The sequence below is a fragment of the Clostridium sp. genome (assembly GCF_036569345.1).
Classification (GTDB): Bacteria; Bacillota; Clostridia; order Clostridiales; family Clostridiaceae; genus Clostridium_AD.
Window position 1 is genome coordinate 1 of the sequence record NZ_DATCQT010000040.1, and the last position, 10,883, is coordinate 10,883.

General features: G+C 28.9%; 14 protein-coding genes and 1 pseudogene. 7 read left to right on the plus strand and 8 right to left on the minus strand.

The annotated features are described in order from the left end of the window. Positions 1-43 precede the first annotated feature (43 nt). Positions 44-400 (plus strand): hypothetical protein, encoded by a 357-nt coding sequence (locus tag VIM70_RS03465; protein WP_331944151.1) that lies wholly within the window; start codon positions 44-46, stop codon positions 398-400. Positions 401-587: 187 nt separating this feature from the next. Here VIM70_RS03465 and VIM70_RS03470 read toward each other — a convergent pair. Both VIM70_RS03470 and VIM70_RS03475 read right to left on the minus strand, forming a co-directional pair. Continuing rightward, a pseudogene (locus tag VIM70_RS03470) lies at positions 588-950 on the minus strand (flavin reductase family protein); the annotation flags it as partial. A gap of 1,082 nt (positions 951-2,032) precedes the next feature. Then, positions 2,033-2,233: a hypothetical protein gene (locus VIM70_RS03475; RefSeq protein ID WP_331944153.1), complete on the minus strand. Its 201-nt coding sequence runs from the start codon at positions 2,231-2,233 to the stop codon at positions 2,033-2,035. A gap of 223 nt (positions 2,234-2,456) precedes the next feature. Here VIM70_RS03475 and VIM70_RS03480 point away from each other — a divergent pair, with 223 nt between their 5' ends. After that, positions 2,457-2,912, plus strand: a complete 456-nt coding sequence (locus VIM70_RS03480) for a hypothetical protein (RefSeq protein ID WP_331944155.1) — start codon at positions 2,457-2,459, stop codon at positions 2,910-2,912. A gap of 243 nt (positions 2,913-3,155) precedes the next feature. Here VIM70_RS03480 and VIM70_RS03485 read toward each other — a convergent pair whose 3' ends face one another. Further along, positions 3,156-3,314, minus strand: coding sequence for a hypothetical protein (locus tag VIM70_RS03485; RefSeq protein ID WP_331944157.1), 159 nt, complete (start codon positions 3,312-3,314; stop codon positions 3,156-3,158). A gap of 207 nt (positions 3,315-3,521) precedes the next feature. On the opposite strand from VIM70_RS03485, the gene VIM70_RS03490 reads away from it, so the two are divergent. Further along, positions 3,522-3,968, plus strand: a complete 447-nt coding sequence (locus VIM70_RS03490; RefSeq protein WP_331944159.1) for a YsnF/AvaK domain-containing protein — start codon at positions 3,522-3,524, stop codon at positions 3,966-3,968. Positions 3,969-4,040: 72 nt separating this feature from the next. Further along, a complete protein-coding gene (locus VIM70_RS03495; RefSeq protein WP_331944161.1) occupies positions 4,041-4,397 on the plus strand; it encodes a YsnF/AvaK domain-containing protein in 357 nt (118 codons plus the stop codon). A gap of 351 nt (positions 4,398-4,748) precedes the next feature. On the opposite strand, the gene VIM70_RS03500 is transcribed toward VIM70_RS03495, so the two are convergent. Together VIM70_RS03500 and VIM70_RS03505 are read right to left on the minus strand one after the other, a co-directional pair. Next, on the minus strand, positions 4,749-5,147 hold the full coding sequence (locus VIM70_RS03500) for a GerW family sporulation protein (RefSeq protein ID WP_331944163.1): 399 nt from the start codon (positions 5,145-5,147) through the stop codon (positions 4,749-4,751). 33 nt (positions 5,148-5,180) lie between these two features. Further along, entirely contained in the window at positions 5,181-5,681 is a 501-nt protein-coding gene (locus VIM70_RS03505) for a hypothetical protein (RefSeq protein ID WP_331944165.1), read from the minus strand. Between the two features lie 255 nt (positions 5,682-5,936). Between VIM70_RS03505 and VIM70_RS03510 the strand changes: the two genes are divergently transcribed. Next, the gene (locus VIM70_RS03510) at positions 5,937-6,989 is read left to right on the plus strand and encodes an alpha/beta hydrolase (RefSeq protein WP_331944167.1); all 1,053 of its coding nucleotides are present in this window, start codon (positions 5,937-5,939) and stop codon (positions 6,987-6,989) included. Between the two features lie 130 nt (positions 6,990-7,119). On the opposite strand, the gene VIM70_RS23380 is transcribed toward VIM70_RS03510, so the two are convergent. After that, positions 7,120-7,239, minus strand: coding sequence for a DUF5670 family protein (locus VIM70_RS23380; protein ID WP_331944169.1), 120 nt, complete (start codon positions 7,237-7,239; stop codon positions 7,120-7,122). Positions 7,240-7,558: 319 nt separating this feature from the next. Here VIM70_RS23380 and VIM70_RS03520 point away from each other — a divergent pair, with 319 nt between their 5' ends. Both VIM70_RS03520 and VIM70_RS03525 read left to right on the plus strand, forming a co-directional pair. Continuing rightward, the gene (locus VIM70_RS03520; RefSeq protein WP_331944171.1) at positions 7,559-7,828 is read left to right on the plus strand and encodes a hypothetical protein; all 270 of its coding nucleotides are present in this window, start codon (positions 7,559-7,561) and stop codon (positions 7,826-7,828) included. A gap of 52 nt (positions 7,829-7,880) precedes the next feature. After that, positions 7,881-8,552 (plus strand): manganese catalase family protein, encoded by a 672-nt coding sequence (locus tag VIM70_RS03525; protein WP_331944173.1) that lies wholly within the window; start codon positions 7,881-7,883, stop codon positions 8,550-8,552. A gap of 659 nt (positions 8,553-9,211) precedes the next feature. On the opposite strand, the gene VIM70_RS03530 is transcribed toward VIM70_RS03525, so the two are convergent. Further along, positions 9,212-9,871, minus strand: a complete 660-nt coding sequence (locus VIM70_RS03530; protein WP_331944175.1) for an acetyltransferase — start codon at positions 9,869-9,871, stop codon at positions 9,212-9,214. A 42-nt stretch (positions 9,872-9,913) separates the two neighbouring features. After that, positions 9,914-10,883 (minus strand): DegT/DnrJ/EryC1/StrS family aminotransferase (locus tag VIM70_RS03535; protein ID WP_331944177.1); only part of this gene is annotated, 970 nt, incomplete at its 5' end.

A 10,883-nucleotide genomic window follows, 5' to 3' on the forward strand; every position in this document is an offset into this window, starting at 1 on the left:
ATAAATATAAGATACATATGACAAAAAATTAGGAGAGGTCCAAATGAATGCTATTGGAAGATTTCATACATTATACTTAAATAATGATATGCTAGATATTTATAAAAATAACGAGAAATTTATTGAACCTCAAAAACAATATGAAAATGATGAAAAACTAATTAAGAGTATCAATGTTGAGAATATTAATTTAATAAGAATTTATAAATTTTTAGGAACCCATCAAATTTTTATATATGCACATGTTAATTTCAAAAAATATATTACCTTAATTAGATTTAGTCAAAAACAATCATATAGATTTAAAGAACTTAAAAATCAATTTGATAAAAAAGAAAAAAAAGTCCTGAAACAAGATTTCTCTTGCCTCAGGATTAAATTTCTTTTATTTACTAAATAAAGTGAATAAAATTTTTATAATAGTCTATAATTTAAATAACATCCTTTTTAATGTAAATAATAATCAACTAATAATTATGCTGTACTGGGCTCCCCCCAAGTACAGTATTTTTATTTTTTGTTTTAAATCTTAAATATAATCTATTTTAATACATTATTCTAAAACCTACTTACTTATTGTCACTATGTGTCTGTATTACCTTACAAAGATAATTTACAGGACATTCTTTTATCATTGGTGCATTTCCTGCTTCATCATAAAACGAATCAAAAATATTTGATTTATCTACTTTATTACCAGAGAGGCACCCACATAAATCAGTTTTTTCAATAGATTCCGAGGATGGTATGTTTACACTAAAAAAACCATTTTCCACTACACCTGAAGTTGTATAGTGAGAATTTTTCAATGAAATATACAATACAGGTTTTTCGCTTACAACACCATATGCACCAATTGTGGCATAGTTTGGTTTCCCATTGATCATCGCTCCTGCTAAAACTGTAATGTACGGTCCAAAAGGGATATTTGCTATTTTCTTCTTTATCATATTCTTTCTCCAATTCAATTATTTATTTGTTAAAACAATAATAATTATACAGAAAAATCAAAAAAAGTAAAGACTCTTTCTTTACTATGAGTTATCATTCAGATAATTTTAGGGCAAAGTTAAAGCCTTACAAACATAATGTTTGCAAAGCTTTGATGGTGCGCCCAGCGGGAGTCGAACCCACGACCTACAGATTCGACAGAAATGATTTTTACTAAGTTTATATAACCTTAAAACCCTTATAAATAGCCATTTTACTTTTTAATTAATCTTATGTAATACCTGCTTAGTTTAACCTATAAGGGGCAAAAAAAGGGGCAAAAGTAAATGTACACCTTTTGTTTATTTTAACAACTCATTTAAATGCATTTTAAGACTATGCGTTAAACATAGTCTTTTCCATAGTGTGAGAAAGTCTGTAAGCCGAGTCCTGTATTTGATCTTTTTAGTACTTTTATGAATTTTATTATATTTCAACATATCTATAGTTCATTGATTATACTGTGTTTAACAGATTTTTTATATTAAATTATAACTATCTTTATTCATTAATATTTTATAGAGCGGTGGCAAAGCGGTGGCAATCCATAAATCTGCCACCGCTTAATTTGATTTATACACTATGACTGCAGTCTAATTGCCATACCCATTAGCCTGTTTTCGAGTCAGAATATGTACTTTACAATTTAATTATTTTCACCTATGTTTTCTATGTATTTTCTAATTTCATCTAAAGATATTTTACAAAAAGTTCCGTGCAAATTACCAAGTTGCATTATTCAATTATTATCTTCATTGTTTATTGTATACTCTAGTTTAGTATCGCCAGTGCTTATAAGAGGTGTGTTTAGGTTAATAACCTTTATATCTCTCTCGAAAAAGTATTGAATCTCCTTTGGTGTATCTATATAATTTTTACCTGTCTGTCTAATTCTTTGATTATTATAATACTGCCCTTAACGTTAAATACTGAAAATATAAGCAACGGATATTGTTCACTTCACTGCCAATATCTGAAAGGTGCCTGTCACCTTACAAAAATCGGAAATGAATTTTCAATTTTTGTTGCTATAATTGTGACCCTACAATACAGGATTTACTTGAGAAATATAAGACATCACTTTTTTATTATCAACAAAGATTGAAAGCTCCACTCCTAATTTTTGTAAGGAGTCAGGCACTTTACAAAAACTGATACAGTTTTTGTTGCTCTTTTCTATTGAACACCCTCCTCCAATTGTTCCATCCCTATCTATAAATACGGCATCTATAATGTCTCCCATTTTTGTTACCTCCCTATATGAACAATATATATTAAATCATACCATTTTTTACATATATTAAGTATTTTTACAATGATTTAATAATGGCAAATAGCCTCAATGTGAATGTAACACAATTGGTATTAACCTTTCTATAGTTTCAGTATTTAACTAAGATATGATATTGTAACTAAATAACGAAAGTTGAATAATATAAAGTGTTAATATTATTTTGGAGGTACTTATGTACGACTACCGTTGTAAAGACTGTGAAAATCTTGGACATTGTATGCCTATGATGAATATGCCTATGTATGATGAAAATGATGAAGACTTAAAAAACATGTATCCTAAAATTTATATCAGAATATATCCCATGGTAAAGCACCATTGTGATATGATGATGTCCTGTTATGGACCTATGTATTGCCCCAGCAATGATGAAATGGATCATATGTGTAAAGAAGTATGTGACAGATACGAAAAATATTATAAGGATGACGAAGATGACGAGGATGAAGAACATCACGAACATCGAGAAGATCCCACTGATGATGATATGAGACAAAGACGTCGCTTTAGCAGACGTGGAGTTGGGGATTTAGCCAGGATACTGTTTATTGGCGATTTACTTGGAAGAAGAAGACGTAGAAGATTTTTTGATCATGATTTCGACCATGGGCACCATCATGGATATTAATATAAACGTCAATAATATCATGAAATGAGTCGGTCATCATATAGCATATGAACGAAGTAAATCATAGTTAATAGCCATTCTCCTCTAGAGAGAGTGGCTATTTGTTAATTTTTTTATATTACTAATAACTTCATATCCTTTAGGAACAGTATCTACACCTTCATACTACATAAAATAGATCTATATATGTCAATTTGAATTTTATAGGGAAGGACCCCCTTATGTTTCTGAATATCCAGGTTATTACAACACAGAAATCACAGCTGACATTAAATTTCCTTTATAGTTTAAATTTCCTTTATAGTTTAAATTAACATCTATAATTGAAATCAATAATATGAAGAAATCATATAATATTGTAGCAGTATAAATTTCTACTTCTGTTGGAGCTATTTTTATCATTTTTTTTTAAAACACCATTATATAAATCTATTTTTAAAATGCTTTTCTTGTATTAAAAACATTGGTCATTTTATTGTTGATAAACTATTTAGCATCTAAGTATTAATTTATCTGAGGTTTTCTTTTCCATTTATATAATAGGATAATATATTTATATGAGGGGAAATATATTATTAGATAAAATTTGATTCATGGAGGTATTTATATATGAAAATACTTAAAGGATTTGTAAATGGCGATGGTACTAGAAAAGAAATTAGTGATGATGACGCAAAGATTCTTCTACGCAAAGAAGAACTTGATATCGCCAAAGACAGCGTTCATAAAGGCGACGTAGAATTTGGCAAGGAAATTATTGAAGAACAAAAATCAGTTGATGTTCCTGTAATGCGTGAAGAAGTAGTAATTGAAAGAAAAAGCTTAAATAATGTAGCAAGTGATTCACCAATCACTGAAGAACAAACTATTAAAATTCCTGTTAGTGAAGAAAAAGTTCATGTAGATAAACATACAGTAGTAACATCAGAAATTTCAGCCCATAAACGTTCCATAGAAGGCACAGAGCATATAGATGAAACCCTTAAGCGAGAAGAAGCTCGGGTAAATAAAATTGGTAACGCTGATATAGTTGATATTGAAGGCCATCACGAATAAATAAATTAGGAAGCACCTCCGAATTCTCATAATTCGTGAGGTGTTTTTTAAAACAAATGGAGGACGATAGATATGACAACATTTCAAATTAAGAAAGAAGAGCTTGAGATAGCCAAAAAATGGATGAAAACTGGAGAAGTAAATATTTATAGGGAGACTATCACAGAAGAAAAAACCTTTACTGTACCATTTATACGAGAAGAGCTTGTAATAAATAAAAAAGCACTTAAATATATGCCCACGGAAGTTATCCGTATACTTCTTAATGAAGAACATGTTGATTTCTATAAACATAAAGTTAATTTTGAGGAGGTATCTATTTATAAACAACAGATACAAGATATAAAACACATTGAAGAAACATTAATGAGAGAGGAGCCTATATTAGAAATCTCCGACTCTCTAGAGAATACTCATATTTCAAAATAAAATCCTAATTTGTAAAATAATAGAAAGAGGATTAAAAGAAATTGCCATAACTAACCATGTTTATAAACATATTACCTTCGGGATGAAATTAAACATTTGATTAAATACTTCCTTTTGCATGTTCACCCAAAATAACATTGAGTAAGGGAATATGTCCTTTTGCACTATTAGTATGGGTATGATAGTCTGCAATAATCTTAAAACTTTATCTTTTTTAGACGCTTCATTATCAAATTAATTTTTTATAATACCAAGAGATTACAAAAAAGATTAAACGGCTTTAATCCCATAGGGATTTAGCCGTTTAAGCAATTTTAATTTAAACTTTAGGTTTACATAAAAATAAAATGTTTATGACTGTTTACTTTGTTGTTGATTTGTCATTCCCTTAACCATTTCTGGTATTTTATCTAAAAGTTGCGAGGCATTTCCTGCTGCACTTAAAGTCATCATTGATACATTCCCTTTATCAATTACTATAATTGCGTCAGTATTAATTTTAGCACCAAGTCCTAGTGCACCACCTGCCATATTACTTGAGCTCATTTGTTGATTACCAGATGTGTTACCTTGTGGCATTTTAGTAGCGGTATTTCCGCCACCACACCCAACAGATACAGAAACTACTGGTATGAAAGTTTTATCTTCGTGAGTAACAGGTTTACCAATAACACCTTCAGTTTTTGTATACTTTTCAATATTATTAAATAGAGTATCAATATTTTGAGATAAATTTAAACCTTGATCCATTTAATTCTCCTCCTTATTATTTTATTTTTTTAATTATTTAAACCTAGATAAATTTAATAATGTTGAACCTAGATTCACATTTGCACTTGCATCTAAATAAATATAGTCATTTTCAGTTGTGAAATCGGGCATCTGATTTATTGAATCTATATTTATAAATTGTGAGGCTGCAGTAAATGCCCCACAAGTAATGCCTGTAGTAAAAGGATCTCGAAAACCATAGTACACATTGACATGTACATCACTTGAATGGATCAATTTCATAAGATCTGTTTTATTAAGTTTTGATTTTCCTGCCTTTAATTTTCTTTTAAATAATCTTCTATTTAACAAATATAATGTAAGCATTGGCTTAGATTCCTCAATAGTGACTAAAGCCTTTAAAAATGAGTGTAACCACAATAAAGTCATACTTAAATTTGTTTTACAAGTATCAAATACTATCTTAACCCTTAAATCTACAGTAAATAATAATATAATTAATAATGATATTAAAATAATCACAATTAATAATGTCAATAATATTAAGAACATAAAAGATACCTCCAACTGCAATTAATTAGTGCTAATTCAATATTAGTTTAACCAGTATATTAAAATTTATGTTCAAATGTAAACTTAAAATTATAATAATAATGCTTAAAAACTTTTCAAGTATTATTATTATGTAAAAAAGGTAATAATACTAATTATTATAATAAAAATGGGCATAATGCTGTTAATCTGTAAAAATTTTTTAACAACGAATGATCATTTATAATATTTAATATAATAGAGGAGGTTTATCAAATGAAAACTAAAAAGATAATTTTGATTTTTTCTGTTGTTGTGTTGATTATTGCAATCTGCGCCTATCTTATAATTAAAGATTTCACTGCAACAAATTATGGAAAGCTTGATACAAAGTTTGGTGTAATGTCAAAGATAACAAACTATTTCAACCCTATTTCACTTAAAGGGAAGTCTATAAATGAAATACGTGTGATATTAAATAAAAATGCAACAAGATGGAGCTCTAAACCCTTACCATTTTCCAATATAAAAAATATGAATATAAATACAGATACAAACAAGGTACCTGTGCGAATATATACGCCTGAAAATGGCAATGTCAATAATTTTCCTATAATAATTTATTCCCATGGTGGTAGCTTTATAAGCGGTAATATTGATGTCTATGATAATGTTTGCAGAAAGCTATCTAAAAACTCAAATGCTATTGTAGTATCTGTAAACTATCGTCTCGCACCCGAAAACCCTTTTCCTGCTGGGCTTAATGATGTATATAATGTACTCCAATGGGTTTATAAAAATGCTAAAAGTATTAAGGGTGATTCTAGCCGTATTTGTGTTGCCGGTGACAGTGCTGGTGGTAACCTTTCTGCTGTTGTATCTCAAATGGCACGTGATAAAGATGGTCCTAACATAACTTGTGAGGTACTTATATATCCATCTACAAACATTTATAAGCTTAACACTAAATCTTGGTCACATTTTGGTATGGATTATAATTATACAAAAGAAAATGCCGAAAAATTTTTATCACTATATCTTCCTAAATTAGAGGACAGAAAAAATAAATATGCCTCTCCTTTATTATCTTACAATTTTAAGGATTTACCTGACACTCTAATAATTACAGCGGAATTTGATCCATTAAGAGATGAATGTGAATCTTATGGAAACAAATTAATACTTGAAGGTGTAGATGTTGTTTCTACCCAATATAGGGGTGTTACACATGGTTTCATTACAATGGATAAGATTACGTATAAAGCAGATGAAGCTTTAATTGAAATTTCTATATATTTAAAAAATAAATTTAATAAAAAGCAACTTTAATACTTCGGTTTGTTTAATAATTATATTGGGTTACTTAGTTTCTGATATAAAACACTTAAAGGTAAATAAGAGCCAAATTGCTTTATTTATTTTATAATATTTCTTCTTTTATTTTTTCCTAGAATCATGTCTACGAGAAAACTACTACAGCTATCAAAAGTAGCCAATGGATTAAAGTTCCTCCAACACTAAATAGTCCCAAGACCCAAAAACATAATACTATTCCACCTATCCAACTTAAAAAGCCCATTTAAAACACAACCTTTCTCATTTAGATTTTTATATTAATATTATGATGTCCAAAAATAAATTATAATATTTGATGAGATCATAATTTACCATTAAGTTTGAAACTAGTATCATTTAATTATATCTAAGAATTGATAACATAATTTCAATTTCATTGGTTACACTATTACTATATTGGATTATTTCTATTAGCTTAATATTTTTACAATGTTAATAGCAAAACTTTAATATTGTTGTTTACTTAATATTTATAGGTTAAAAAAGTCTTTGCTTTGATAGTTGTATATTTAGTTATTATCTTATTTGAAGGGAGAGTTATTATGAGTAAAAATAATTTAGAAGAAACAAGAGAATTAAATAAACAATCTGCTGAACATAAAGATGCTAATAGTAATATTTTAACTAAAAAAACTACTGATGCTTCTTTAGAACATTCAAAGAAATTAAATAAATCAGATGCTAACGAAGTAATAAATGGTTTATCAAAAGCTGCTATGGCCTGCATGTCTAGCAATTCTATTGATACAACTCTACAGGAAAAACAAAAATTTAGTGAATGTTCATCTAAACCTTCAGATGAGTTTAAGTAAAATTTAGTGTTTAAAATAAATTAATAATAATAATAATTATTGGAGGTTATATATGTTTAAACATGATAAGCAATTATTAAGAGAAGTAAAGGTTGAACGACCAAATGCTCAGTATGCAATATTAATGCAAGAGCAATTAGGTGGAGGAAACGGTGAGTTAAAGGCAGCGTTACAATATTTAGCACAAAGTTTTAGAGTTAAGGATCAAGCAATAAAAGATTTATTTCTTGATATAGGCTCTGAAGAATTAAGTCATATGGAAATGGTTGCAGAAACTATAAACTTACTAAATGGACATCATGTAGAACATGAGGACGTAGGAGTTGGAGAAATTCAAACTCTAGTTCAGGCAGGATTATCACCAGTATTAGTTAATTCATCTGGAGCACCATGGACTGCAGATTATGTAACTGTCACAGGAGATTTAGTTGCAGATTTACTTTCTAACATAGCATCTGAGCAAAGAGCTAAAGTTGTATACCAAAATTTATATCGCCAAATTAATGATAAATATGTAAAAGAAACAATAGATTTCTTGCTAAATCGCGAAGAAGCACATAACGCTTTATTTAGAGAAGCATTAAATAAGGTAAAAGATACTGGATCAAATAAAAGTTTTGGAGTAACAGAAGACTCAAGATTATATTTTGACCTATCAACTCCAGGTAAATTTTTTGACGCACCTAATCCAACTGCACCAAGTTTTGAAAATCCAAGACAATAGAATCAAAAGCAAGCACACCTTTTGTTTGTTTGAAACTTTGCGAAAGGTGTCTTCCTAATTTTAAGAAAATCCACAACTTGATAATTGCTAATAATTGAGCAGATATTGTTGTGTGTACTTTATTTGTTTGCCCTTTTAAGTCTAGTGTAATTGCTAGGCTTTTTATTTTCTTGCAAAACATACCCCTACAAATTTACTGTATTTATTGTTTAGAAGGAGTTAAAAGACTATTTCAGAGTAAAAGATGAAGCAGATACAAATCCTATAAATCTGGTACGATTTAAAATTGTGAAAAAAGACGAAAGTGTTTCAGAAATAAACTTCATTAATATAGTCTGATGTTATCTCAGGAACACTGTAGCCTTTTATTAAAATAAAGGTGAATGTTTTCCCATATGTGCAAGTATTACAGAAGTGACGATTTCCATGGGTTTATTTATTGTACCGAAGGAAAAAGCATGACCTTATTTATTATTTCTTCCCCAGCCAGATTCACTTGTGGTGCTTTTATATTTTGCAAAGTTTACAGCTATTTCATAGGGAGTATTTCCAGATATTCTATCAAGCTGCTTTACGTTTGCTAGTTTAGATAATGTTTCTTCAACTGTAGTAGATATAGTTTTTTGTGAACCAAATTAAACAACATAAACTACTTTATTTTATAGATATTTTTCCCCTGCGATTCTACCTCGAATTACTTTCGCTGGAGTACCATATGCTACAACGTACTTTGGAATATCTTTTACTACAGTGGCACCAGTTCCTATTAGAGAATGCTCTCCAATTGTTACTCCATGAATTACTTTTGCACCTAATGAAACAGCTGTAAACAAACCTATTTTTACATTTCCACCAATAGTTGAACCTGGAGCTAAACTTGAATAATCTAACATTTTACTGTCATGATCTAAGGATGAGTTATTATTAATAATACAAAAATCGCCTACTGTTGCCTCACTACTTATAGTAGTATTGGCCATTATCACTGTGCCTTTTCCTATTAGTACATTCCTGGCTATTTGTGCAGAAGGATGAATTACTTTAATAAAGTTAAAATGTGGGATAATTTGTGAAATTTTATCATAAACAGTATATCTAATAAAATTATCTCCAATTGCAATAATGCCACCCTCTATTTTATATATTTTTATTAAATTCTGTAAATCCTCTTCTTTTCCAATTATTTTATATCCGATGGAACTAGACCCGACTTCTTTAAATCTATCTAGCAATCCTATAATTTCATATTTATTTTCTTTTTCAATACTATCAATTACAACTTTTGCATGTCCAGAAGAACCAATAACAATAATATTCAAAACAAACATCTCCTAAAAATATTGCCAGTATTTTTTTAATATTTAAGCTGTTGTATTTATAATGTTAATAATATTTTTTTGTATTTCCAATTCTAGTGAATCATAAAGTGGCAAGCAAAGGATTCTGCTTGAAACGAACTCTGAATTGGGTGACCTTTGAGATTTGTTTTTTATATAAGGTAGATTATTAAGAGATGGATAAAAATATCTTCTTGCATAAATATTTTCACTTGCAAGGGCAGTTTTTACTTTTAATAAGGTTTCTTCATCTTTAAATACTATGGGAAAACAGTAATAATTTAAGTTGCTATTTATATTTTGTTCTTGTCTAATCACATCTTCACTTAAAAAGTTCATATAGTTTTCATATAGTTTTTTTCTATTTTCAAATATTTTATCAATATCATCCAATACACATAATCCCATGGCTGCTTCAAATTCATTCATTTTCCCGTTAATTCCAACCTCATTTATATGCTCTGAGTCACTTATTCCAAAATTAATTATTCTTGTGGCCTTGTCATAAATTTCATCATCATTTATTATAAGTGCACCACCTTCTATAGTATGGAAAATTTTAGTAGCATGAAAACTAAGTGTAGATATATCTCCATAATTGAGTACACTATTTCCTTTGTATTTAACTCCAAAAGCATGCGCGGCATCGTAAATTACTTTTAAATTAAATTTTTTTGCTATTTCATCTATTTTTTCTACATCACAGGCATTCCCAAACACATGGACAGGAATTATAGCTGAAGTATCTTTTGAAATTTTTTCTTCGATTTTTTTATAATCTATATTAAAGGTTTCTTTGTTTATATCTACAAAAACTGGATTTATACCTTGCCATACTTGACTACTAGTAGTAGCTACAAAGGAAAAGGGTGTGGTAATCGCTTCACCTTTTATATCTAAAAGCCTATAGGCAATTTGAAGGGCTATTGTTCCATTTGCAACCAAGAGTATATGCTTTATTCCTAAATATTTTTCCAATCTATTTTGTAGTTCT

Excerpts from the sequence above, each read along its gene's own strand:
- VIM70_RS03465 (WP_331944151.1), top strand. The coding sequence starts at position 44 with ATGAATGCTATTGGAAGATTTCATACATTATACTTAAATAATGATATG.
- VIM70_RS03475 (WP_331944153.1), bottom strand. The coding sequence starts at position 2,233 with ATGGGAGACATTATAGATGCCGTATTTATAGATAGGGATGGAACAATT.
- VIM70_RS03480 (WP_331944155.1), top strand. The coding sequence starts at position 2,457 with ATGTACGACTACCGTTGTAAAGACTGTGAAAATCTTGGACATTGTATG.
- VIM70_RS03485 (WP_331944157.1), bottom strand. The coding sequence starts at position 3,314 with ATGATAAAAATAGCTCCAACAGAAGTAGAAATTTATACTGCTACAATA.
- VIM70_RS03490 (WP_331944159.1), top strand. The coding sequence starts at position 3,522 with ATGAAAATACTTAAAGGATTTGTAAATGGCGATGGTACTAGAAAAGAA.
- VIM70_RS03495 (WP_331944161.1), top strand. The coding sequence starts at position 4,041 with ATGACAACATTTCAAATTAAGAAAGAAGAGCTTGAGATAGCCAAAAAA.
- VIM70_RS03500 (WP_331944163.1), bottom strand. The coding sequence starts at position 5,147 with ATGGATCAAGGTTTAAATTTATCTCAAAATATTGATACTCTATTTAAT.
- VIM70_RS03505 (WP_331944165.1), bottom strand. The coding sequence starts at position 5,681 with ATGTTCTTAATATTATTGACATTATTAATTGTGATTATTTTAATATCA.
- VIM70_RS03510 (WP_331944167.1), top strand. The coding sequence starts at position 5,937 with ATGAAAACTAAAAAGATAATTTTGATTTTTTCTGTTGTTGTGTTGATT.
- VIM70_RS23380 (WP_331944169.1), bottom strand. The coding sequence starts at position 7,239 with ATGGGCTTTTTAAGTTGGATAGGTGGAATAGTATTATGTTTTTGGGTC.
- VIM70_RS03520 (WP_331944171.1), top strand. The coding sequence starts at position 7,559 with ATGAGTAAAAATAATTTAGAAGAAACAAGAGAATTAAATAAACAATCT.
- VIM70_RS03525 (WP_331944173.1), top strand. The coding sequence starts at position 7,881 with ATGTTTAAACATGATAAGCAATTATTAAGAGAAGTAAAGGTTGAACGA.